This window comes from Flavobacterium nackdongense, from assembly GCF_004355225.1.
GTDB classification, from domain to species: Bacteria; Bacteroidota; Bacteroidia; order Flavobacteriales; family Flavobacteriaceae; genus Flavobacterium; species Flavobacterium nackdongense.
Genome location: NZ_CP037933.1, coordinates 3,036,591 through 3,061,905, shown reverse-complemented (window position 1 = coordinate 3,061,905; position 25,315 = coordinate 3,036,591). Strand labels below are relative to the sequence as shown.

The following is a 25,315-nucleotide window of genomic DNA, read 5'->3' as shown; positions in this document are numbered from 1 at the left end:
ATAGCGCGATGAATCGCAAACATAAGGAGTGTTTATTGTTTGCCTTTCAAGGATTGGGTAATTTCATTCATTTTATCCACTTTTTCCTGAAAATCGCCTTTGAGGGTTTTGCGGTATTCGTTCAGGTTTTCGACCATTTTGTTGATATCGTCGGGAATAATTTCTTCGAAAAACTCGCGTAATCTTTTGGCAGTAGTTGGGGATTTTCCATTGGTGGAAATGGCGATTTTTACATTTCCTTTGGTCACTATTCCGCCCAAATAATAATCGCACAATGGCGGTGTATCGGCGATGTTGCAAATCAAATGTTTTTTTCGGCATAAATCGTACACTCGTTTGTTGACTTCTAAATTATCAGTGCAAGCAATAACCAAATGTCGTTTTTTGAGCATTTTTTTCTTGAACTTGGATTGGGTCAATTTCACCGAAGGATGTTTTTCGACTAAGGCTTCTAATTCGGGTAAAAATTGTATCGCCACCACCTCAACATTGGCATTGGGACTGGATTTGAGCATAAAGGACAATTTTTCTAAACCCACATTTCCTCCACCCACGATGAGTACATCGAGTTGGTGCAGTTTTAGAAAAATTGGGTATAGTTCGTTCCTCACCCCCAACCCCTCTCCAAAAGAGAGGGGAGACGAGTCTGGATTGTTGTGATGTGATTTTTTTTTGTCCATTATTTTTATAAAAAAGGTCTTTATTAGCTTGAAACCATTAAGATATTAAGGTTCATTAAGACTAAACTTAATTTTCTTACTATCTTAATGGTTTATAAAAATACTGCTTTTTGGGTTTGCTTAACAGAAAATCCAATTGTTCTATTCTCTGGCGCAAACTTTATTGGAAATAAATTCCTTGTAAAATCCTTTTAATTCATTGCGTTCATTCACCACTTCGCCAATAACAATGATGGCTGGTGAACTCAAATTGTTGTCTTTTACGACTTGTAAAATCGTATCGATGGTTCCAAAACCCACTTTTTCGTTTGGCATTGTTCCGTTTTGAATAATCGCAATGGGAGTTTCTCCTTTGGATTCGTTTTGAAAAAGTGCTACAATTTGTTCCAATTTGCTCATTCCCATCAAAATTACGACAGTTGCCGTAGATTGGGCTGCCAAAGATACATCTTTTGATAAATTTCTATCCGAAGTGGTGCCTGTGATTACCCAAAAACTTTCGGAAACACCTCTTTTAGTCAAAGAAATTCCTTGATTGGCAGGAACAGCAATCGATGAGGATATTCCGGGAACCACAAATGTAGGAATTCCGAAACTCTCCACATATTCGATCTCTTCGCTTCCACGACCAAAAATAAAAGGATCGCCACCTTTTAGTCGCACTAGATTTCCATAAGTGAGCGCATTATCCACAATCAATTGGTTGATTTGATCTTGCGAATAGGCGTGACAACCTTTTCTTTTTCCAACAAATATCTTGATGGATTTTTTGGGTGCATACGCCAATATTTCTTCGTTTGCCAAAGCATCATACAAAACCACATTAGCTTCAGCAAGAGCTTTCACGCCTTTGATAGTCAGCAAATCTGGATCACCAGGACCAGCGCCTACTAAGGTTACTTTAGCTCCACCCCGACCCTTCCCAAAAGGGAGGGAGTAAGAACTATTGAAAGTTGATTTCGAATTCATTTGTCAGTATTAGTCATTTTTTAAATCTTTGGCTCTATACGTTTCAATATTTTCAAAAAAAGCAATTCCTTCTAGAATGTATTTTTTGGCAAATTCCTCAGACGGTTCGTTTTTATTAATTTGATACACTAATTCTTTGAAAGACGAATTCAAGGCAATTTTCTTGGTTTCGACAAAAACGGTATCGAATAAATCGATGATTCCGGCGTGGTGATTTGTTTTTTGATTTTCGGCAAGCAATAAGGCTTTGGCACCATTAACAATTCCTGCATAGGCTAAATATATAGCATCTGACCATTTTCCATCTTCAAAAGCTTCGTTTGCGAACGTCAATTTATCTTTGGCTTCGAAAATTAAAGTAGCCACCAAATCGATTACAACTCCGGCACATTCGCCTACTCCAATTGCTTTTACATAATTATCTGCATTTCCCCAATCGACGAAATCAGCGTCGGTTAGGTTAGAAATATTAGCAAGCGGTGTCAATAAATCGAAAAAGTATTTTTCGCCCTTGGCATCGTAATAATCTAAAAAGGATAAACCATTAGCATTCGATTCAAAATCATTTAAAATAAAACGCAAAGCATCCGGGCCACGGCGACTCGGAATTTTGATTACTTTATCGGCAAATCTTCCATTTCCGTTTCCTAAATTTCCTCCTCCTAACAACACCTGAAGCGCCGGAGCGACCAATTTTCCTGAATTGATTGACATTCCTTGAAAACCGATCTGCGCCATATTATGTTGGCCACAAGCATTCATACAACCACTGATTTTTATGGTAATGTCAGCATTATTATTGTATTGCGGATATTCGGCAGCCAAAACTCTTTCCAGTTCGGTGGCAATTCCGGTACTACTTGCAATTCCAAGATTACAAGTATCAGTCCCCGGACAAGCGGTAATATCGGCAGTCGAATTGTATCCTAAAGTCACAAAACCAAGTTTTTCTAATTCTTGGTAAAAAAAGACCAAATTATCTTCTTTTATGTTACGAATAAGAATATTTTGGCGTAATGAAAAGCGCAACTCATTGGCACCATAATTTTTAACCAAATCGGCCAACAATCGGGCTTTGTCTGTATAAAAATCCCCTACTGGAACTTTGATTCCAATGGCAACATATCCGGCTTGTTTCTGTGCAAATACATTCGCTTTTTTCCAAGCTTCGAAAGCGGCAACATCTGCAATTTCAACTTTAGGAGCAACTAATAATGGTTCTGGAATTGCCCCTTCAAAAGCGGTAGTATCTATTTCGAAAGACTGGCAAGACAAGGCTTTTTTCTCTTCGTCGACCAATCGTAAAAATTCGTCTTTCCCCAAATCTTTCACTAAGAATTTCATACGGGCTTTCAAACGTTTGGCTCTTTCGCCGTGACGGTCAAATACTCTAAGAATTCCTTCGGTGGTTGGAATTATTTGGTTTGCGGGAACAAATTCCGATAACAATTCGGCGTGATGTGGCTGAGAACCTAATCCACCACCTAACATTACTTTGAAACCTCTTTCGCCATTTACAATTTTTGGAATAAATCCTAAATCGTGCAAATAGCTCAAAGCAGTATCCTTGTCCGATGATGAAAATGACATTTTAACTTTTCGTCCCATTTCCTGACAAACCGGATTTCTCAAAAGATATTGAAATAAAGCATAAGCATAAGGCGATACATCGAAAGGTTCTTCGGGGTCGATTCCTGCATTTTCGCTAGCGGTAATGTTTCGAACCGTGTTCCCACAAGCTTCACGAAGCGTGATATCGCTTTTTTCTAATTCTGCCCAAAGTTCCGGCGTTCTGTCTAAACTTACGTAGTGAATTTGGATATCTTGACGGGTTGTAATATGCAAACGACCTCTTGAATATTCATCTGAAACATCAGAAATTCGATGCAATTGCTCGCTCGTTACTTTTCCGAAAGGCAATTTGATACGAATCATTTGCACACCTTCCTGACGTTGACCATAAACACCACGCGCCAATCGAAGGCTACGAAAACGTTCCTCATCAATTTTCCCTTCACGGAATAAAGCAATTTTTCTTTCTAAATCGATGATGTCCTTTTGAACAATCGGATCTTCTATTTCGGTTCTAAAACTTTGCATATTTTCTGTTTGTGTTTGTTTTTTATAGTTAATGGTTTGTAGTTATGTCGAACTACAAACCATAAACTATTAACTTATTTTATAAATCCAACTCCTGCGGTAGTGTTCGTAGCTGTATCAATTAATATAAATGCGCCATTCGATTTGTTTTCGCTGTACGCATCGAAATATAATGGCTTGCTCAATTTTATCTGTACTTCTCCAATTTCGTTGATGGCTAATTGTGACGCTTCTTTTGTTCCTGAATAATCAGTGGAAATTGTGTTTTTTACTGCATCAATTTTTGCCAAAACGCGGTTCGTATTGTGCTGAACGATGTATTTTGTTCCTGCCACCAATTTTTTACTGTCCATCCAACAAACTGTGGTTTCAATATCTTTTTCGACTCTTGGCAATTCGCCTGATTTTACAATCATATCGCCGCGAGTCACGTTGATGTCATTTTCTAATTCTAAAACTATCGAAGAACCTGCAACGGCTTCGTCAAATTGTTGATCGAAAAAATGAATTTTCGAAACTTTAGATTCTGTCAAAGAAGGAAGCACCGTTACGGCATCGCCTACTTTGATAGTATTGCCGTATATTTTTCCAGCATATCCTCTAAAATCGTGGTAATCTTCAGTTTTTGGACGAATCACCGTTTGCACCGGGAAACGTACTTTACCTTTTTCATAAATATCTTTCGCTTCTAATCCTTCTAAATGTTGTAGGATAGTTTGCCCTTTGTACCAAGGCATTTTACCCAAGGTTTCGACTACATTATCTCCAGTCAATGCACTTAAAGGGATATAGTTTACATTTTGTTCTTTGTATGAACTTTTCGCATTCAAGGCTTGAAAATCAGCTTTGATTTTGTTGAAAACTTCTTCGGAATAGTCCACCAAGTCCATTTTGTTTACTGCCACAATCACATCTTTTACTCTCAATAAATTATTGATGAAAAAGTGACGATAGGTTTGCTCAATAACGCCTTTTCGGGCATCAATCAAAATAATAGAAACTTGCGAAGTCGAAGCTCCCGTAACCATATTTCGGGTATATTCAACGTGACCTGGTGTATCGGCAATGATGTAACTTTTCTTGGCTGTCGAAAAATAAATGTGTGCTACATCAATCGTAATTCCTTGTTCTCTTTCGGCAACCAAACCATCAGTAGCCAAAGAAAAATCGAGATAATCGTATCCTTTTTGTTTGCTGCTTCTTTCTATTGCTTCAATTTTATCCGTCGTCAACGATTGTGTGTCGTATAATAATCTTCCGATTAAGGTGCTCTTTCCGTCATCTACACTTCCTGCTGTTGCTATTTTTAAAACTTCCATTCTTGTTTTGTTTATTGTTTGTAGTTCATTGTTTGTGGTTTATAGCTCTAAACTATAAACGAAAAACCAAAAACGTTTAAAAGTATCCTTGTTGTTTTCTTTTTTCCATTGCGGCCTCAGAACGTTTGTCATCGATTCTGGCGCCTCTTTCGGATATGGTTGATGTTCTGATTTCCCCAACCACTTCGGCGATTGTAGCTGCATACGATTCGACTGCCGCGGTACAACTCATATCACCAACGGTTCTGAAGCGAACAATTCGTTCTTCGACTTGTTCGTCTTCTTCTTGATACACATAAGGAGAATGTGACCAAATTAAACCGTCCCTCAAAAAAACTTTACGTTTGTGTGAAAAGTAAATCGATGGAATTTCGATTTGCTCTTGTTCTATATAACTCCAAACATCTAATTCTGTCCAATTTGAAATTGGGAAAACACGAACGTTTTGCCCTATTTCTATTTTTCCGTTCAATAAATCGAATAATTCAGGGCGTTGATTTTTTTCGTCCCATTGACCAAAATCATCACGAACCGAGAATATACGTTCTTTTGCTCTTGCTTTTTCTTCGTCGCGTCGCGCTCCACCAATACAAGCATCGAATTTGAATTCTTCGATAGCATCTAAAAGAGTAGTTGTTTGCAACATATTACGACTCGAATAACGCCCCGTTTCTTCCACCACTTTTCCTTGGTCGATAGAATCCTGAACATTGCGAACGATTAATTCTAATCCTAATTCCGCTACTAATTTGTCTCTAAATTCGATAGTTTCAGGAAAATTATGACCTGTGTCAACGTGTAACAACGGAAAAGGAATCTTGGCTGGGAAGAACGCTTTTTGCGCTAATCGCACCAATGTAATGGAGTCTTTTCCTCCAGAAAAAAGCAAAACTGGCTTTTCGAATTGAGAAATTACTTCTCTAAATATGTAAATCGCTTCGCTTTCTAAAGCATTTGTTTTTAATATGGAACTCATTTTATTTTGATATTTTGCCACCCATTCACGAATTATTTTTATTAACTACTAATTCAACAAAGTTCATTCAATCCGTGAAATTCGTGGCCGTATTTATATTAACATTCTATTATTTTTGGTGCAAACCGCACTCTTTATGACTGGATTCCCACCACCATCTTCCGGCTCTTATGTCTTCGCCCTCAGAAATTGCTCTGGTACAAGGCGCGCAACCAATGCTTACAAAACCTTGTTTGTGAAGTGCATTTTGTGGTACATTATTATCGTCTATGTAGTTCTGAACGTCTTCTAGAGTCCATTTCAATAATGGATTGAATTTGATAATATCAAAATGTGCATCGTATTCAAACAAATCCAAACTATTTCTATTCTCCGATTGTTCGGCTCTTAAACCTGTAATCCAAATGGCATTTCCTTTCAAAGCTTTGGTCAATGGAGCTACTTTTCGAATAAAACAACATTCTTTTCGGTTCTCGACCGAATCGTAGAAACTGTTTGGACCTTTTTCTTCCAATAATTTTTCTACTGCAGCTGCTTCTGGAAAATACACTTTTATGTCTTTTTTGTACTTCTTCTGAGTTTTATGAAAAACATCGTAGGTTTCCTGAAACAAACGCCCTGTGTCTAATGTAAAAATGTTTATTGCCAAATCATTCTTGGCGATTAAAGCTGTAATCACTTGGTCTTCCTGTCCGAAAGAAGTCGAAAACACTACTTTTCCTTCATATTCACTAGCCAAAAAAGCCAAGGTTTCCTCCATAGAGAAACTAGCTGTTTTTTCTAATAAAGTATTTACTATCGATACACTCATTTCTTTTTTTTTAATTTTTAAATCTATTACCCTATCGGTTTAGTAGATTAGTTGGCAAAAATAATACTTTTTACTGAACTACAAAACTTTATTCAAAAAAAATGAGGATTAAAATGCAATATCGGCAAGAGAGTTGTTTTCCAATATCATCAAGGTATTGTCGCGAACTTCCATCATCAATTTGCGAACAGCACAAATGGATTCATCGGTACAATCGTCGCATTTTTCGTAGAAGTTGTGACTGGCACAAGGCAACAAAGCAATTGGTCCTTCGAGAATGCGATACACTTTGGCCATATTGATGTCTTTGGGCTCTTTGATGAGATAGTAACCTCCGCCTTTGCCTTTTTTGGCACCCAAAAAACCGGAATGACGCAGGAGCAACAAAATACTTTCTAAAAATTTTAGCGAAATGTGTTCCGCTTTGGCAATTTCAGCAATTTGCACTGGTGTATTGTCTTTCTGGCGAGCCAAGAAAGTAAGTGCTTTGATTCCGTATTTTGTTTTTTTGGAGAGCATTTATAAGGTTTATGAATAGTTGTTAAATTTACAACAATTTCTTTTTATCCTCTAAAAAAGTTTTTGCATTTAAGTTAGTAACTACTTTTTTACCTGTTTGTTGTTCTAATTCTTTACGCGCATTTCCTGCAATAGTTCCGCCTCGTTTTGCTACTGTTGCGCTTTCAGTAAAATTTTTCGGATTCACGGCTTGGGATATATCTTTAGTCGAAGCTTCCGCCAGCATATTCAAAATCAATTCGGTGTTGGTCATATTGTCCCGAAGATTTTCTTTTTTCAACCCTTTTAATGTTTTGTATTCTTTGGTTGTTTTTCCAGACCAAGTTTTGGTAATAATATCGGTCAAACTAGCAAATTGTTGCCCCTCTTTCAATCCTAATCTTTTCCACTCATCAGTCAACTCTTTGCGGATTTCAATACTTTTCAAGCGCTGATTGATCCAATTTTCGCTGTATCCAAGATTCAGATATTGTTCCAAAGCTCTATCAATAGTAAGCTCTGGATCTTGCATTTCGTTTAATCGCTCGTTGGCTACTTGTGCTAACCACAACTTAAAAGGCTCTGCTTTGGGCGAAGGAATAGATTGTATTAACCGGAAAACATCTTGAGTTTCAAGACAGTCTGTTGCATATCTTTTTCCATCAGAAGCCTTGAATTTCAGTTGTACGATTTTCTCGTACAACTGGCTACCTTCCTTAAGAAGTTTCTTTTTTAAATCTGACCAATATCTTTTGGGAATACTACTTTCCGTCAAGGATTCGATTATGTCTATTACCGAAAAATACCATTCTTCCTTATCTTCACTCCATAAAGTGCGGACTTTTTTTTCTTCAAATAATTTTATTTCATTTGGACTTTGCATTGTAATTTATTTTGTTTTTTAACAATCCTCACAATCTATTAATCTTCCTTTCTTGCCAAAAAAGTCAGTGCTTTGATTCCTTATTTTGTTTTTTTTGAGAGCATTTTTTGATGTTTGATTTACGATATTATATGTACGATATTTATTATGAAATCCAAGTTCCTTCAATTTTATCAATAATCCATTTGTTATTTACTTTCTTTATGTAAATTCTAGAACCTTGACCAAATTTGCTTCCACAACCAAATCCAGCGTCTAAAACTCCAAATTTTTTGTCTTTGTCAAATTGTATCCTTGAGAAATCCAAAACACCTGAAAAAACAAAATTGTATTTAGTATTCCAAATTTTCCCTCTTTCTTTCGGGAATTCTGAAAGATTTCTCAACTTAAATTTATTGTTTAATTTAATGTCTTTGAAGTCAAAATCATACTCCAAATCTTGATTTATTTTTGAATATGCAACTTTAATTCCGCTAAAATGTTTAACAAAATCATCTTTTAAACTATAGTGACTCCATTTCATTTTGGTTTCAAAAGCAATGATTATTTTTGAGGTATCATTTTTAATTTTGACTAATTCCTTTTCCCATTTTTCTCTCTCAGCCTTTATATTAGAAGTGTCTTGACCGATGTAATTATCATTTTTATCATAAATTGATTTTCCCAATGGCATCGGAAGAAATAAAATTCTACAATCAACACAAATTGAATCAACCAAACTTGGAAAAATTTCAGTCATAACACTTTTTTCAAATTCTAATTCTGTTTGTTTCTTTTCGCAACTTGAAACAAAAATGAGTAAAATTAAAAGCGATGTTATTTTTTGAAAATTCTTCATAAATATGTAAGATAAAAACCAAATTTACAAAATTCTACATTCAAAAACCTATTTATATTTTGATGAATTGATAATTTCTCAACTTTAAATAAACACAAAACCCACGATTAAAACCGTGGGCTATTTGTATGAATCAATAATTATAATTTTTTACGACAAAGCCTGCTCCAAATCTGCAATAACATCTTTTACAGTTTCCAAACCTACAGAAACTCGCACCAAACCATCGGTGATGCTTACTGCCAAACGTTCTTCGACAGATAATTTACTGTGGGTGGTTGAGGCTGGATGTGTCACAATCGTTCTGGTATCTCCTAAATTGGGTGACAATGAACACAATTTTATTTTATCTAAAAAAGCTCTTCCCGCTTCAAGACCTCCTTTGATTTCAAAAGCGACAATATTGCCTCCCAATTTCATTTGCTTTTTGGCAATTTCATATTGAGGGTGCGATTTCAGGAACGGATATTTCACCAAACTTACATTCGGATGTTGTTCTAAAAACTCGGCTACTTTTAAGGCATTTTCGCAATGTCTGTCTAAACGAATAGATAAAGTTTCTAAACTTTTAGACAATACCCAAGCATTAAAAGGCGATAAAGCAGGACCTGTTAAGCGTGAAAACAAATAGATTTTTTGAATCAATTCGGCATCACCAACGGTTATTCCACCCAAAACTCTACCTTGACCGTCCATTAATTTGGTCGCCGAATGGATAACCAAATCGGCTCCCCATTTTATAGGTTGTTGTAAATAAGGCGTAGCAAAACAGTTGTCGATGATCAAAATTAAATTGTGTTTTTTGGCAATTGTACCCAACAACTCCAAATCAATAATATCTACCGCTGGATTGGTAGGCGATTCGGCAAAAAGAATTTTGGTATTTGGCTGGATATAACTTTCAATAGTTTCGGGTTTATTGATATCAAAATAGGTAGTTTCGATTCCCCATTTTGGAAAATAATTGATAAACAAAGAGTGTGTTGCGCCAAATACACTGCCTGCCGAAACGATATGATCACCTGAATTCAATAAAGCCGCCAAGGTGGAATACACTGCCGCCATTCCCGATGCAAAAGCAAATCCAGCTGCTGCACCTTCCATTTGACACACTTTATCCACAAACTCATTGGTATTCGGATTGCTGTAACGGCTGTAAATATTTCTATCTTTTTCGTCGGCAAAGGAAGCACGCATATCTTCGGCATCTTCGAATACAAAACTGGAAGTTAAGTACAAAGGCACGGAATGTTCTAAATATTGAGTGCGCTCTAATTGATTGCGTATGGCATTGGTTTCAAAACCAAAATCTTGTTCGTTCATTGTAACGTTTATTGTTTGTTGTTTATAGTTTATGGTTGCTGAAATTAAATTTTTGCCAATTCCACCCCATTTAAAACTACTTTATAATGAATTGTTGCTGTTGGTTCTACAGTTTTGGCCACTGAGCAATATTTTTCAAAAGAAAGTTGCGCAGCGGTCAATGCTTTATTTTCTTTGATATTTCCTTCTAAATAAAATACCACAAAAATATCTTTGAATGGTTTTGCATCGCCAACTTCCTCTCTCACGCCTTCTACATCTGCTTTGAAAGATGAGATTTCCTGACGTTGTTTTTTCAAAATCGAAATCATATCGATTCCGCTGCAGCCTGCAACGCCCATTAAAACCAATTCCATTGGACTTGGCCCCATATCATTACCCCCAAAATCAGGACGCGCATCTACATTTACTATATGTCCACGTTCGTTTTTTAATTCGAAGTGGAAGTTTTCGTTTACTCTCTTTAATGTTACTTTCATTGTCTTATTTTTTGGACACGGATGAAACGGATTTTCAAACGCAGATTTTTTACTTTTTTTCTGAATACTCTTTATTATTTTATTTCAATTGGAGTTGTATACTTGTTTTCATCCAAAACAACTCCTTTTTCATCAAACAAATTAGTTATTCGTTTTACTTCAGAAACTATCATTTCATCAAATGAATTCCACTCAAATAATGAAGTAGCATCCCATCTATCACAATAATGAACTTTATTAGTTTGCTTGTCAATGTATAAATTTGAACCATCCCAATTGTAACCTCCAATAAAAAAATAATGATCTTTCGAGTTTTCTGGCCTTTCAAATGAGTTAGGCGTAAAAATAGAAAATGGTTGTCTACTTGCTTCTACTGAACGCCCTAAAACTTTTCTTAGACCATATAAACTGAATGTTGCAACAAAAATATTTAGACCATTACTAAAATTGATTAAAAAATTCTTATAATCTAGTGGCACTTCCGTCTTTAATTCATTTTCAATTAATAAAATATCATCTTCATTTAACACAGGATATATTTTATTAAGCCACGCCAATGGTGCTATATGCAAAGCTTTCCCTATTAGGATTGTACCGTTTTCAAATTTCTCTATTCCTAGATTTTCATACTTATATAACTCTTTCTTTACTTCTTCAAAACTATTCATAAATAAAAAATCTATTATTAATTTGCCAATATCCTTCCAAAAAACTAAATTCTAAAATCGCAAATCTGCAATCTAAAATCCCTAACCTTTTTCCGACAATCTCAATAAATCTCCGAAAACACCTCTCGCTGTCACAGCCGATCCTGCACCAGCGCCTTGAATTACGATTGGTCGGTCTCCGTAGGATTCGGTGTAAATTTCGAAGAACGAATCAGAACCTTTCAATCCGCCCAAAGCAGTATCCGAAGGTACGGAAACTAATTTTACTTCTAGATTTCCTTTGTCATTTTGTAAATCGCCCGACAATTCACCAATGTATCTCAACACATGATTCGGTTCTTGGTCTTCTTTTATTTTGGTATAAATTGGGTCGAATTCTTTCAATTTATTCAAGAAATCGGCAACACTTCCTTCACGCAAATGTTCTGGAATTAAGTTTTGAATGCTAATTTCTTCGAATTCGTTTTGCAAATCCAGTTCTCTCGCCAAAATTAGTAATTTTCTACCCACATCATTTCCGCATAAATCTTCTCTTGGATCGGGTTCGGTGTAACCGTTGTCGATGGCTTCCTTCAAAATTTCGCTAAACGGAACATCTTTGGCAGAGAAATTATTGAACAAATAACTCAATGTTCCAGAGAAAACACCTTTGATTTTGGTGATATTTTCACCCGAAAGATGCAATAATTTGATGGTGTCAATCAATGGTAAACCTGCACCAACATTGGTTTCGTACAAATAATTCTTCTGGTTTTCTGCCAATACTTTTCGCAAGTCTTTGTAAAATTTATAACTCAATGTATTTGCCACTTTATTCGAAGAAATTAAATCGAAACTATTTTCTGCCAATTTCACGTAATTCTCAACAAAAGTAGCGCTTGCCGTGTTGTCTATGGCAATCAAATTCTCCATATTATTTTCATTGGCGAAAGCAATAACATCATCGATCGTATACGAAAAACCGTTAGTTTGAATTTCGTTTTTCCAATTTGGAGAAACGCCGTTTTTGTTCAAAAGCAGATTTTTAGAATTGGCAATTGCAAAAACATTTAACTTAATATCCTTCCTTTTTTCGATGGATGGAGCTGATTCTAAAATTTGATTAATCAAAGTTCCACCTACCAATCCGTGACCGAAAATAGCAATATTAATTTTCTTAGAAACTCCAAAAATCTCCCCGTGAATCACGTTCAACGCCTTGTTCAACTCCGATTTCTTCACTACCAAACTCACGTTTTTACCCGTTACCGTATTGTTGAAAAGAATAGGTACAACCTTGTTTTTTATCAACGATGTGTACGGTTTATGGAAAGTACTCAAATCCTGACCAATAATCGAAATCACCGAAACATCATCAGTAATGGAGATTTTGTTTACGTCTTTCGAATAGAAATCATTCTCGAATTCTTTCTCCAATTCGATCATCGCTTTGGTCGCTTGATTGGAATTAACCACAAGCCCAATTCCTCTTTCTGACGAACCTTGCGAAATGATGCTTACGCTAATGTCATTGTCACCCATTACTTTAAAAATACGCGCATCGACACCTGTTTTTCCCAACAATCCTCTTCCTTCAAGGTTGACCAAAGCCACATTTTCTAGAACCGAAAGGGTTTTAATTCCTGCTGCATTCGATTTTGACGTGATTAAAGTCCCTTGATTTTCGTGATTGAAAGTATTCAGAATTCGCAACGGAATATTTTTTTCCAATAAAGGGATTATGGTTTTTGCGTGTAAAATGGTAGCTCCAAAATTGGCAATTTCGTTTGCTTCGTTAAACGACAAACGGTCAATTTTTTTGGCATCGGGAACTAATTCTGGGTTGGCGGTATAAATTCCGTCGACGTGGGTGTAGTTTTGCAATTCTTCGGCATCAAGATAATTAGCAATCAGTGAAGCCGAGTAATTACTGCCGTTTCGTCCTAAAGTCGTTGTGTCACCACTAGCGTTGGAACCAATAAAACCAGTAATTATATTGACTGTATCGTTATTTTCTTTGAAAAAATGGACGATATTTTTCTTTGAAATTTGCTCCAAGGGTTGCGCATCGCCAAAGTGAGAATCGGTTTTGATCAATTCTCTGGTATCTGCAAAACAGGATTTAATTCCTTTTTCGTTCAAAACAGCGGTAATCAATTTTGCCGAAAGCAATTCGCCTTGTGCCAATACTAAATCTTTGATTTTTTCGCTATAATCGCCAATCAAACTTACACCTTCGAAAAGTTTGTCTAAAACAGTAAATTCTTCAGACAAATCAACGGTATACCCGTCTTGCTGATAGCTTTTGAAACTTTCTAACAGAGGTTTGTAATTGCCGTTTTTGGCAGCAATGGTCAAAATATCTTCTAATTCATCTGTGGCTTTTCCTCTAGCCGAAACCACAACTGCAATGTTTTCGCCTTTGCTTTTTTTATCAATAATAATATCTAAAACTTTATTGATTCCTTCGCCGTTGGCCAATGATTTTCCGCCAAATTTTAATATTTTCATTTTATCCTTTTTGTTTTTAAAAACAACATCCAGTAAATTGTTTAATTGTTCGTATTCCATTAAAAAAGCGTCGTGTCCGTGTTGCGATTCGATTTCGCTATAAAAAACATTGTGCTTGAATTTTTTGATTTCGTGGTAAGTTTCGCGGTTTTCATTGGCTGTAAAAAACAAATCCGAATTGATTCCGATGATATAAATATTGGCATCGACTTCTGAAATTAGTTCTTCAAACGAGGTTCTTCCGCGAGTGATATCGATGGTTTTCAACAACTGATTCATCATTTTGTAAGCCGAAAGCTGAAAACGTTTTTGCAACTTTTCGCCGTGATGATTCAACCAACTTTCCACTTGAAAAGAATCGGTAGAATCCATAGAGGTTCTTTGAAATTTTTCCTTGAAAGATTCGGGTGTTCTGTAACACAACATCGCGTGAATACGCGCGTCTTCGATGGGTTTGGACGAATTACAAAGAATTTTTTCTTGCAAATAACAATTGGCAATCAACCAATCGGTCGATTTCCAATCGGAAGCAATCGGGAAAAAATTATGAGTTAATTTAGGCTCCAAAGCTATCATTTCCCAAGCAATTCCGCCCCCGACAGAGCCACCAATCAGGGCAAAGACATCTTTAACTTTCAGCAATCGAATGCCTTCCAGAAAAAGTCTGGCAATATCTCGAGCTGTAAAATCCAAATAATTTTCAATATAGGTTTTATCGAATCCATTTCCCGGAACGTTGAAAGCTAAAATGGTGTATTTATTGGTGTCGATGGTTTTATTGTCGCCAATAAGATTATTCCACCAGCCGTTTTCACCCACAACTTGCGAATTTCCGGTCAAGGCGTGATTGACCAAAACGATAGGAGCTGTATTCAAAACTTGTCCAAAAACCTGATAACTTAGGTTGATGGAAGAAATGAGTATGCCACTTTCGGTGGTGAAATTTTGTAATGTGATGGTTGTTGGTTTATTTTCCAATTTTCAAATCTTTTTAGATTTTTTTGATTTGTGTTTGGAAATATTAGAAAGAAAACTAGAAGTAGGCTAGTGAATTCTTGTTGTTATCTGTTCCCGATAAATCGGGATAGAATGTAGCACCTTCTTCGTTGGCAAAGGGTTGCTAAGCTTTCAATGGGTCTATTCCCTCGGGCTTTCTTTATAACATTTCAGTACGTTCGTGAACTTAATGGCACAAATTAACCACTATTTTTTCAAACAACCAAATTTTGTGTTGCTTGGTTTTCCCATCAGTAGATTTGACAACTTTCAAAAAGCTGTCAAATCGTGCTAATAGTAATTAAATTCTTATTATTAGATAAAAAGGATTTCATTTTCTTCGGAATACATTTGAGTCAACAAAGATTTTGCTGATTTTTTAGATTCTGGACCGTGGTTTAAATTGATTCCCAATTTTGGGTATGTAAATTCAAAGTGGTCTAGGTCTTCAGTTATTACTTTTGTTTTACTATTCAAACTTTTGAAAAACTGAACTGTTGCGTTTGTTATATATTTTAGAGTTTTCATACTGTCTTATTTTATATGTTATACTTTCTTTATTTTTAAACATATTGAATTCAGTTTTCCTTAGTTCAAATATGTTACTTTTTATACTTCTAAATTTTCGAATACGGCTTTTAAATCCGCCTTTAAATCTTCAATATCTTCGAGTCCAACCGAGAGTCTAATTAAATCCTTGGTAACTCCTGTGGCGACCTGCTCTGCATCTGTCAACTGCTGATGCGTGGTACTCGCTGGATGAATAATCAAAGATTTGGTGTCTCCAATGTTGGCCAAGAGCGAAAAAATCTTGGTTTCATCGGCTACTTTCTTGGCTGCTTCGAAGCCTCCTTTCAGGCCGAAAGTTAGCAATCCGTTTTGCCCTTTAGGTAAATACTGTGTTGCCAAATTGTGATATTTACTGGACTGTAAACCCGGATAATTGACCCAAGCGACTTGCTCTTGATTTTCTAACCATTTTGCTAATTCCAAGCCATTTTCACTGTGCTTCTTGACGCGAACTTCTAAGGTTTCTAATCCTTGAATAATCTGAAAAGCGTTGAATGGGCTCAAAGCTGCACCAAAATCCCGCAAACCTTCGATTCTGAATTTGGCAATAAAAGCGGCAGCTCCCAAAGCTTCGTGATAAATCAAACCGTGATAGCTTGGCGAGGATTCCGTAAATTCAGGAAATCTTCCGCTGCTCCAATCAAAGGTTCCCGCATCAATAACCACTCCTCCGAGTGAGGTTCCATTTCCTGAAATGTATTTGGTCAAGGAATGAATTACAATATTTGCACCGTGCTCGATTGGGTTTAACAAATAGGGTGTAGCCACTGTATTGTCCACAATAAATGGGACTTTAAATGCCTTGGCTTCGGCTGCAATCGCTTTCAAATCCAAAACATCTAATTTTGGATTTCCTAAACTTTCTGCGAAAAACACTTTAGTATTTTCATTGGCAGCTTTGGTAAAATTACTGGCATCGGATGGATCTACGAACGTTGTTGTGATTCCCAATCGCGGTAGCGTGGCACTCAATAAATTATACGTCCCGCCGTATAAACTATTGGACGCTACAATATGATCCCCTGTTTTCAACATTACCAATAACGAGGTGGCAATGGCAGCAGTTCCAGATGCGGTTACTACTGCAGCAATTCCGCCTTCGAGCGCGGCTAAACGTTGCTCCAAGATATCATTCGTCGGATTATTTAATCTGGTGTATATAAATCCCGCTTCGGCAAGTCCAAATAAATTGGCCGCGTGATCCGAATTATTAAATACATACGAACTAGTTTGATAAATAGGTACCGCTCTAGTTCCTGCTGTTTTAGTCGTGTCGTGCCCTGCGTGTAAAGCGTTTGTTGCGAATTTTTGTGTACTCATAATGTATTATTTTTGGTTTTAGATTTGTTTTGACTTTTATTGATACTTTTTGACTTAAAAAACAAAACCCTTTTAGAAAATATCCAAAAGGGTTTTAAGTTTTGTTATAACTTCTACTTTCGGATTCACCTGACACAAACAAACATCATCGATTTTGCACAAATCATCGATTTGACAGTGTATTTGTTCATTTGTTTTTGTTGTAATTTCTTCATTGTATTGATGCAATTGGCTGTAAATAAGTTTCAAAAAAAAACCTCCCGTTCTTGTGGGAGGCTTTTGTTATATCATTTTAATTTAAAATTTAGACAATAGGCGACCCACAGGATTTTTCCTGCATCGATTTATAAATATTGCAAACATTTAAATTCATTATTTTTGATTTTGTTTGACAAATGTCTTTATTTTTATTTAGAAATCCAAACAAATTTTAAAAAATTATGCTGAACTTAACAATTATTTAAACAATCAACAAATTTATCTTAAAACTAATTTTATTGTAAAACATCAAAAAATAAGTTAAGTTTAATTTGCAATTCAATTTGGTTTCATACATTTGCAGCCGAATATTAGAGGAAAAATTTGAACTGATTGCAACCTCGTTAAAAAAATGCTAAAGCAGCAACTCTCCTTTAGTATTTCCCTGCAATCGTTTTTTTCTTCCTCGCTTAATTTAAAAATATAGTATTATGGCTTATTTATTTACGTCAGAATCAGTGAGTGAAGGACATCCAGACAAAGTAGCTGATCAAATTTCGGACGCATTAATTGATAATTTCTTGGCATTTGACCCGGAGTCGAAAGTAGCTTGTGAAACTTTAGTTACCACTGGGCAAGTCATTCTTGCTGGTGAAGTAAAATCGAACACCTATTTAGACGTTCAAACTATTGCCAGAGATGTCATCAAAAAAATTGGATATACGAAAAGCGAATATATGTTTGAAGCCAATTCTTGTGGTGTTCTTTCAGCAATTCACGAACAATCTGCTGATATTAATCAAGGTGTAGACAGAGCCAATAAAGAAGACCAAGGCGCGGGTGACCAAGGAATGATGTTTGGTTACGCTACTAATGAAACTGAAAACTATATGCCATTGGCCTTAGATATTGCTCACGCTTTATTGATCGAATTGGCTAATGTACGAAGGGAAAATACGGAAATCACCTATTTGCGTCCTGATGCAAAATCACAAGTAACTTTGGAATACTCTGACGATAACAAACCGCAACGAATTGATGCGATTGTTATTTCGACTCAACACGATGATTTTGCGCCGGAAGCTGAAATGTTGGCCAAAATCAAAACGGATTTGGTTTCTGTTTTGATTCCAAGAATTAAACTAAAATACCCGCAGTACGCACACTTATTCAATGATAAAATCACCTACCATATTAACCCAACCGGGAAATTCGTAATTGGCGGACCTCACGGCGATACCGGATTGACAGGAAGAAAAATTATTGTGGATACCTATGGAGGAAAAGGCGCTCACGGTGGTGGTGCTTTCTCCGGAAAAGATCCAAGTAAAGTAGATAGAAGTGCTGCTTATGCTACGCGTCACATTGCTAAAAACCTTGTTGCAGCTGGTGTCGCCGACGAGATTTTGGTTCAAGTTTCATATGCTATTGGTGTGGCACAACCTATGGGTATTTTTGTTGAAACTTACGGAACATCGAAAGTGAATTTGACCAATGGTGAAATTGCTAAAAAAGTAGAAGCTATTTTTGATATGCGTCCTTATTTTATAGAGCAACGATTGAAATTGAGAAATCCTATTTACAGCGAAACCGCCGCTTACGGACATATGGGAAGAACACCAGAAACGGTAACCAAAACTTTTTCTGCTCCGGGTGGAGAAACAAAAACAGTTACTGTTGAATTGTTTACTTGGGAAAAATTAGATTTTGTTGATGAAGTGAAGGCTGCTTTTGGATTGTAAAACCAGCGCTAATTCTCCAAAAAAAAATTCGAATTAAATCAATTAAGCTTTCTTGTTGTAGTAACAAGAAGGCTTTTTTGTTGAATCACTTTAGTATTTTGACTTTATTTTTGTCTACTACTATTTTGTAATAAGCCTATAGCAAAAAAACTATCACGTACAACAATTGTTAATATAGCTGTAAAATAGTTAATTTTTAACTAATATAATCGTCACACTTGAAGATTTTTATAATTTTGTCATAATTCAACCATTTTGTACGACGCTGGGCGATAATTCGCTCTGCACTTTTTACAGGTATTAATAGAAAAATTTATGACGAAATATTTAAAATTACTAGCTGCTACTTTAGCACTTATTTTGTTAGCACCAACAATCGAAGCACAAGGCAACAAAAACAAAAAATATGGCTCTGCAAACACTGTTGGCAGATGGGTTAAAATCGGAACCCAAACGGTACAAAAATTGGGAGAAAAGGATGATTTTAGACCTTCGAACAGAAATAGTTTTACCGCTCTGAAGGTAACGGTTCGAAAAAACAGTGTAAACTTCCACAAAATGACTATTTATTTCGAAAATGGTCAGAGACAAGAAATTGAAATAAGAAATACCATCAAAGAAGGCGGAGAGTCAAGAGTAATCAATTTACTGCAGCGCAGAAGAATTGATAAAATTAGATTTGAGTACAGATCAAGAAATTTAATTGGAAGCCGCGCTGAAGTAGACGTTTGGGCCAAAACCTAATATTGCCGATTTGACACCATTACTGGTTGCCCATAATACACCTTATCTTCAAAAGATGCCTGTTTCTATACTATTGGAATAGGCATTTTTAGTACCCAATAATTACAAAATAATCGATACGATTGGGACAATCTCTCTTGGCAAAATATTTTTTGATTGTTACCGACAACTTCTACAGAATAAAATTGCACTTTATATAAAAAGTGAAAGATGCTTTTCATTGTAATCCTCACCCCCAACCCCTCTCCACGAGATAGGGGAGCGAAAATTTTTAAACACAAAACCCTGACAAAATAAAATTTGTCAGAGTTTTTTATTGTTGGTGTTTTTCAACGAAATTCAATTAAATACTAAATATTATACTTCAAAGAGAAAATCAAGTACCGTGGCTGCACCGTATACTGTGATGTTCTGGTAGAGAATTGCGAGAAACTATCGTCGTTGATGGACTTGGTGTTCAAGAGATTGGTTCCGCTAATTTTATATTCGAATTTGCTGTCTTTCTTCTGATAAATTAGACTTGCACTTAGGAAATCGTACTCGTTATTTACCGTTTTGTCGGTATTGTAATAGTGGTAAAACTCGTATTCGGTCACGAAAGAAAACGCGTTCAAAAAGTAATAATCCAATTTTGCAAAGGGTTTGTCAGTATAAAACACATTATCGGCGTAATTGTTGATGACAATATTGTACCCTAACTCTAAATTAGGCATATTTTTATAATTCGTCGACGCTCTCATCGTATAGCTCTGCGTAAAACTTTCATTGGCTATATTAATGCCGTTTTGTCTGTTATTAAACAAAGACCAATTGATATTTGCCGCTAATGAAGCCTTATAATTTTTTAAAAAAGAACGTCCATAGGTGCCGTTTCCGGAAATGGTTTCGTCTGCAAAATCAGAATTGAATGGTGCCGAAGTTTGATTGACGCCATCGAAAATGGCCGCTGTTTTTATCGCATCGATCCGTTTTGAATAATTCAAAAAAGCCGTTATGTTTTCTAAATTGAACATATTGTACTTGAAATAACGCAACGAATGTTGAATATTGGTTGCGTTTTCGAGAATTCTACTTCCTTTTCGTAAACTATTGTAATTGGAAAACACAAAACCTTCGGCCAACTGATTGATATCGGTAAAATTATTGGTGTACGAAAAATTATAGGTCAATGATTCGGCTTTCTTGATTTGATAAATGGCCAATAAATCAGGTAAAAACCTAGTAAAACTTTGATTATAATCACTGCCACGTTGCGTATCGGTCATATTAAAACTATGAAAGCTCACCCCTGGCGTAAAAGTAAACTTACCCGCTAAAATTTTATAATGCAAGCCTATAAAGGCATCGTTGAATTTGTAACTCACATCGTTGGTATTGGCTTGACTATCCAATTCATTGACGGTTTTATCATCGAGAATTTGATACATATTCGAGTTGAAATTCTGGTCAGAAAAAGTATTGCCTAGGGTAATATTGATATTGCTTTTGGCGGTAAGCATATAAAAATAGTCGATTTTCGCATCAATTTTACTGGTTTTTACAAAACGATTTTGACTAATGTCATTTCTGTTTTGATTTTCGTCATAGCCCACCAATTTAAATGGCTGGCTCTTAAGATTCGCATTGTAAAAAGGATCTTCTTCTTGATACAAATGCTGGGTTTCGACTGCGAAAATGTTTTTTTCATTCAAAGTATAGAACAAACTAAGGTTTTGATTGACCGAAACAGGATCCTGGTTTTTAGTCGTATTGATAAGTTCCGTTTCAGAAATACCTTTGACAATGGTTTCCCTTAGTAAAGGGGAGTCTTCCTCTTGTTTTGAAATTTTAGTCAAAATATCATAATCCAATTGAAAATTAGTAGAAGGCTTGTACAGCGAACTCAATTTGAACATTCCCAAATCGCTTTTTTGGTGCGCCGTTTCTTTACGGTTTTCTGTAGATTGAATTTCGGAGGAATTGGGTTTCAAAAAATTGGTTTGCGAAAGGGTTTCGACATCTGTAATAGAAGAGGACATTATTCCAAAACCGCTCAAATTCCAAGCTTTATTCACATTATACGAGAAGTTGGCTGCTCCAAATTTCGTTTCAATTTCTTTGGCTCGATTGTTTCTTAGCAATGAAATCCCCAAATCATTTGACGAAACATTAAAGACAGAACCTCCTTTGGCCATCATTCCTCTAAAACCACCGGTCAATTTGAAATAATCTTGAACTGTTAATGGTAACTCGCCAATATTATTGAAATTGGTAATGAGGTTAATACTGTATTTCGGACTGTAATAAAATAATTTTGGGTTGGCAACATAGCGAAAATCGGTATGACCGACGCCAATTCCGCCCGTAATATCTCCGAACCAGAAATTCTTTTTACCCGATTTCAGCTTAATGTTCATAGCAACATTTTCCTCGTTGTTTTCAACATTTTTTAATATGGAATTCTCGTTGAAATTCCGAAGGACTTGCACTTTATCTATGGCATCGGCAGGAATATTTTTGACTCCGAGTTTGGTATCACCATCAAAAAAGTCTTTGCCTTCGACCATCAATTTGGTCACTTTTTTCCCTTCCACTTCGATTTCGCCATCGGCGTTGACCTCGACTCCCGGTAATTTTTTCAGTACATCTTCTAGCTTTCGTTCGGTTCCTGTTTTGAATGAATCGGCATTGTAAACAATAGTATCGCCTTTGATAGAAACTGGCATTTCGCGAATAATTTCTACTCCATCGAGTTCGGTAGCACTTTCTTCTAAAGCAATATTTTTGCTGATGGCAATAGTTGTAGTCTGAATTTCGATCTCTTTGCTTTGCATTCCCAAAAAACTGATTTTAACCGTATAGGTCGTATTGGGCTTTAAGCTCAGGGAATATTTCCCTTTATCGTTGGTAATAGCGTAGGAATCCATCGCTTTTGTCGTTTGGTTTACAGCCATAACATTGACCATTTCCAACGCGATATTTTTAGTATCCGAAACGGTTCCTTCTAACTTAACGGTTTGGGCAAAAGAAAATAAACTTACAAAGACAAGAGCAAATAGGAGTAAATTTTTCATCAGATTGTTGGCGTGAATTTTTAGAATGGTTACAATACAATTAATTAGGTCCTCCCATTCGGATTTGCATCGTTCCATTGCCTCCGCGACCGCGATTCATTTCGCGCCATTCTTCCATTTTTTTGATCATAATTTCATCAAATTCTGCTTGAGTTACCACTTTGCCTTTGGTTGAAGCTTTGATATCGGCTTTTTCCTTGGGATTCAGCACGACTTTTGAACATAAAATAACCGTTTTACCATCGTTGATTTCAAGAATCAAACCGGGTAATCCCCAATAATTTTCAGGGCCTTGGTTTACCGGAACTTCGGGCGTGTACCAAGCTGTAACCACTTGTTCTTTAGGAAGATTCATTTCGTCCATAAAGTTGGTTTTCTTATTGGCGTCAGCCGGTTTCGCTAATGCATCGGCAGTTTTCTTGGCATCTTTATCTTCCGGTTTGGGTCTAAAATTTCTAAAATCGGTCTTACTAACGGGACGAATTGCCGTCGCTTTGAAACAATTATAGCCTCCAATAACGCGGGTTTCCCCTTCCATTTTCCATTTCAAATTGGGTAATGAATCTTTGATTAGAAACTCTTTGCCCATAAATTCTTTATCGACAGTATAGGCTTTTTCTTTGACGTTTTTGTAATACGTTCCGCCACCGCCTGCCATTGAGGCCATAAAACGCATTCCTCCACCTGAACCGCCTTGTGTTGGCGTATCTAGCTTTTCTTCTTCTTTATATATAGAGGCCGTTTTATTGAAATTAAGAATAAATGTTTTTTCGAACATTTTCTTCATACGCTCCTCGATTGTTTTTTGCATTTCGGGCGTGAGGTCTTTATTGCCGGACAAACGTGCTTTCATATCTTCGGTACTCGTTTTAGACTGGTATACCGCCATTCCTTGAAATTCTTGGGCTTGTAGTCCTAAATAAGTGGCTAGCCAAAGCACCACTGTGAAAATAATTTTGTTCATAAATTTTAGGTTTAAATTTTGAATATCAAATATGACAATTAAAAACTAATATTGTTACATTTAAAATGTTAAGAATATTATAATAAGACCGCTAGATTATAAATAGGTTTAACGTAAATTAGCTTAAAATTCAAAATCCTTTACTAGTTCCAATTTTTTGCAATAGAATTCAATGTATGTCGTATAAACTAGGCCTCTTTTTCGTACTGTTCCAACTCGCATCACTATTTGCACAGGAACAAAATATACCGGCAAAACAACTTGCATCGCAGCAAATGGATATCGATGTTTTCGTAGGTTTTGACACTACAGGTGACCTTTACTACATCAAGAACAATGTTTTTTACAGAAAAAATGATAAAGAATTATGGCAATATAAAAATGTTTCATTGGGAAAAATCACTAAAATTGATTTTCAAAATCAACTTAAAATTATGTTGTATTATGAAAATTTCAATACCATTATCCTTTTAGACAATCAATTGAATGAAACGCAGAAAATAAACTTTTCTGAAAATGAGTTTCCTATACTAGTCGCTGCTTCCGGCATTGCCTCTCAAAACAGGCTTTGGATCTACAACAGTTTAACACAACAAATAGGTTTATATGATTTTTTGAAAAACAGCTTTCAGTCGATAACACCATCTTTGGAAGGGAATGTAAAATATTATGAATCCGACTTTAATACCTTTCGATGGATTGACGATAAAATGAATGGGTACGCAGTAGACGTTTTTGGAAAAATTACTACAATAAACAAGGTCCGTGATTTTGACCAAATTCAACTGATTTCTAATCAGGATGTTGTTTTTTCTAAGGACGGCAACTTGTTTTTTCAAGATGCAAAAAAGAACCGTATTTACAGCATCGAGAATGTGGATAAATCATTCAAAAAATTCTATTACAAAGACCAAATTTTAGCTATTTTTACCGACCAAGGAATTACGAATTATAAAATCACAATACCATAATGCACATAGCAGTCGCAGGAAACATAGGAGCAGGAAAAACAACATTGACCCGTTTATTGGCGAAACATTTCAAATGGGAACCACATTTTGAAGACGTGGTAGACAATCCCTATTTGGACGATTTTTATCATCAAATGGAGCGTTGGTCTTTTAATTTGCAGATTTACTTTCTCAATAGCCGTTTTCGTCAAGTGATGCAAATTCGAGAAAGCGGTAAAAAAATCATTCAAGACCGCACCATTTATGAGGATGCGCATATATTTGCCCCTAATTTACATGCTATGGGCTTGATGACCCATCGTGATTTTCAAAACTATTCTTCCTTGTTTGAATTGATGGAATCTATGGTCGCAGCCCCCGATATGCTTATCTATTTGCGGAGCTCCATCCCAAATTTAGTCAACCAAATTCACAAGCGTGGTCGCGAATATGAGAACACCATTTCTATTGATTACCTGAACCGATTGAACGAACGCTACGAAGCTTGGATTCAAACCTACACCAAAGGAAAATTACTGATAATCGATGTAGACAACATCAATTTTGTCGATAACCCAGAAGATTTGGGGATGATTATTAATAAAATCGATGCGGAATTGAACGGGTTGTTTTAGAAAACAATTCATTTTATAAACTATTATAATAACGACAGAAGTAAGTCTAATTTAAACAAAATGAGCCCGATAAAATATCGAGCTCATTATTATCAAAATTAATTATAAA

At 36.0% G+C, this 25,315-nt stretch carries 22 protein-coding genes and 1 riboswitch; of the genes, 5 read left to right on the top strand and 17 right to left on the bottom strand.

Features of this window, described 5'->3' with window-relative positions:
- Positions 1 to 32: 32 nt before the first annotated feature.
- The 15 genes from E1750_RS13060 to E1750_RS12990 form a co-directional block, all read right to left on the bottom strand.
- Positions 33 to 617: a precorrin-2 dehydrogenase/sirohydrochlorin ferrochelatase family protein gene (locus E1750_RS13060; RefSeq protein WP_227873990.1), complete on the bottom strand. Its 585-nt coding sequence runs from the start codon at positions 615 to 617 to the stop codon at positions 33 to 35.
- A gap of 204 nt (positions 618 to 821) precedes the next feature.
- Complete coding sequence (gene cobA / locus E1750_RS13055) at positions 822 to 1,649, bottom strand: uroporphyrinogen-III C-methyltransferase (protein WP_133277208.1); 828 nt, start codon at positions 1,647 to 1,649, stop codon at positions 822 to 824.
- 9 nt (positions 1,650 to 1,658) lie between these two features.
- Positions 1,659 to 3,749 (bottom strand): HEPN domain-containing protein, encoded by a 2,091-nt coding sequence (locus tag E1750_RS13050; protein ID WP_133277207.1) that lies wholly within the window; start codon positions 3,747 to 3,749, stop codon positions 1,659 to 1,661.
- A gap of 74 nt (positions 3,750 to 3,823) precedes the next feature.
- Entirely contained in the window at positions 3,824 to 5,068 is a 1,245-nt protein-coding gene (locus E1750_RS13045; RefSeq protein WP_133277206.1) for a sulfate adenylyltransferase subunit 1, read from the bottom strand.
- 76 nt (positions 5,069 to 5,144) lie between these two features.
- Complete coding sequence (cysD, locus tag E1750_RS13040; protein WP_133277205.1) at positions 5,145 to 6,044, bottom strand: sulfate adenylyltransferase subunit CysD; 900 nt, start codon at positions 6,042 to 6,044, stop codon at positions 5,145 to 5,147.
- A 109-nt stretch (positions 6,045 to 6,153) separates the two neighbouring features.
- On the bottom strand, positions 6,154 to 6,855 hold the full coding sequence (locus tag E1750_RS13035) for a phosphoadenylyl-sulfate reductase (protein ID WP_133277204.1): 702 nt from the start codon (positions 6,853 to 6,855) through the stop codon (positions 6,154 to 6,156).
- Positions 6,856 to 6,963: 108 nt separating this feature from the next.
- Complete coding sequence (locus E1750_RS13030) at positions 6,964 to 7,374, bottom strand: RrF2 family transcriptional regulator (protein WP_133277203.1); 411 nt, start codon at positions 7,372 to 7,374, stop codon at positions 6,964 to 6,966.
- A 28-nt stretch (positions 7,375 to 7,402) separates the two neighbouring features.
- The gene (locus tag E1750_RS13025; protein ID WP_133277202.1) at positions 7,403 to 8,236 is read right to left on the bottom strand and encodes a BRO-N domain-containing protein; all 834 of its coding nucleotides are present in this window, start codon (positions 8,234 to 8,236) and stop codon (positions 7,403 to 7,405) included.
- Positions 8,237 to 8,381: 145 nt separating this feature from the next.
- Positions 8,382 to 8,975: a hypothetical protein gene (locus E1750_RS13020; protein ID WP_133277201.1), complete on the bottom strand. Its 594-nt coding sequence runs from the start codon at positions 8,973 to 8,975 to the stop codon at positions 8,382 to 8,384.
- A 249-nt stretch (positions 8,976 to 9,224) separates the two neighbouring features.
- Entirely contained in the window at positions 9,225 to 10,397 is a 1,173-nt protein-coding gene (locus E1750_RS13015) for a trans-sulfuration enzyme family protein (RefSeq protein ID WP_133277200.1), read from the bottom strand.
- Between the two features lie 44 nt (positions 10,398 to 10,441).
- Complete coding sequence (locus tag E1750_RS13010) at positions 10,442 to 10,876, bottom strand: OsmC family protein (RefSeq protein ID WP_133277199.1); 435 nt, start codon at positions 10,874 to 10,876, stop codon at positions 10,442 to 10,444.
- 74 nt (positions 10,877 to 10,950) lie between these two features.
- Positions 10,951 to 11,544 carry an SMI1/KNR4 family protein gene (locus tag E1750_RS13005; protein WP_133277198.1) on the bottom strand — a complete coding sequence of 198 codons (594 nt, stop codon included), beginning with the start codon at positions 11,542 to 11,544 and terminating at the stop codon, positions 10,951 to 10,953.
- An 81-nt stretch (positions 11,545 to 11,625) separates the two neighbouring features.
- On the bottom strand, positions 11,626 to 15,012 hold the full coding sequence (gene thrA, locus E1750_RS13000) for a bifunctional aspartate kinase/homoserine dehydrogenase I (RefSeq protein WP_133277197.1): 3,387 nt from the start codon (positions 15,010 to 15,012) through the stop codon (positions 11,626 to 11,628).
- Between the two features lie 80 nt (positions 15,013 to 15,092).
- Positions 15,093 to 15,199: riboswitch (SAM riboswitch) on the bottom strand.
- 146 nt (positions 15,200 to 15,345) lie between these two features.
- Positions 15,346 to 15,558, bottom strand: a complete 213-nt coding sequence (locus tag E1750_RS12995) for a hypothetical protein (protein ID WP_133277196.1) — start codon at positions 15,556 to 15,558, stop codon at positions 15,346 to 15,348.
- Between the two features lie 81 nt (positions 15,559 to 15,639).
- Positions 15,640 to 16,920, bottom strand: a complete 1,281-nt coding sequence (locus E1750_RS12990) for an O-acetylhomoserine aminocarboxypropyltransferase/cysteine synthase family protein (RefSeq protein ID WP_133277195.1) — start codon at positions 16,918 to 16,920, stop codon at positions 15,640 to 15,642.
- Between the two features lie 689 nt (positions 16,921 to 17,609).
- Between E1750_RS12990 and metK the strand changes: the two genes are divergently transcribed.
- Together metK and E1750_RS12980 are read left to right on the top strand one after the other, a co-directional pair.
- On the top strand, positions 17,610 to 18,860 hold the full coding sequence (gene metK / locus E1750_RS12985; RefSeq protein WP_133277194.1) for a methionine adenosyltransferase: 1,251 nt from the start codon (positions 17,610 to 17,612) through the stop codon (positions 18,858 to 18,860).
- A 315-nt stretch (positions 18,861 to 19,175) separates the two neighbouring features.
- Positions 19,176 to 19,604 (top strand): DUF2541 family protein, encoded by a 429-nt coding sequence (locus E1750_RS12980; protein ID WP_133277193.1) that lies wholly within the window; start codon positions 19,176 to 19,178, stop codon positions 19,602 to 19,604.
- Between the two features lie 350 nt (positions 19,605 to 19,954).
- Here E1750_RS12980 and E1750_RS12975 read toward each other — a convergent pair whose 3' ends face one another.
- A complete protein-coding gene (locus E1750_RS12975; RefSeq protein WP_133277192.1) occupies positions 19,955 to 22,657 on the bottom strand; it encodes a carboxypeptidase-like regulatory domain-containing protein in 2,703 nt (900 codons plus the stop codon).
- Between the two features lie 40 nt (positions 22,658 to 22,697).
- The gene (locus E1750_RS12970) at positions 22,698 to 23,621 is read right to left on the bottom strand and encodes a GLPGLI family protein (RefSeq protein WP_133277191.1); all 924 of its coding nucleotides are present in this window, start codon (positions 23,619 to 23,621) and stop codon (positions 22,698 to 22,700) included.
- Positions 23,622 to 23,797: 176 nt separating this feature from the next.
- Here E1750_RS12970 and E1750_RS12965 point away from each other — a divergent pair, with 176 nt between their 5' ends.
- From E1750_RS12965 to E1750_RS18020, 3 genes are read left to right on the top strand one after another with little or no spacing between them, the layout of a single operon-like run.
- Positions 23,798 to 24,592 carry a hypothetical protein gene (locus E1750_RS12965; protein WP_133277190.1) on the top strand — a complete coding sequence of 265 codons (795 nt, stop codon included), beginning with the start codon at positions 23,798 to 23,800 and terminating at the stop codon, positions 24,590 to 24,592.
- Positions 24,592 to 25,206, top strand: coding sequence for a deoxynucleoside kinase (locus E1750_RS12960; RefSeq protein ID WP_133277189.1), 615 nt, complete (start codon positions 24,592 to 24,594; stop codon positions 25,204 to 25,206). Before E1750_RS12965 ends, E1750_RS12960 begins: the two co-directional genes overlap by 1 nt.
- Before the next feature lie 6 nt (positions 25,207 to 25,212).
- Positions 25,213 to 25,308, top strand: coding sequence for an IS3 family transposase (locus tag E1750_RS18020; RefSeq protein WP_133278145.1), 96 nt, complete (start codon positions 25,213 to 25,215; stop codon positions 25,306 to 25,308).
- The last annotated feature ends 7 nt before the right edge of the window (positions 25,309 to 25,315 follow it).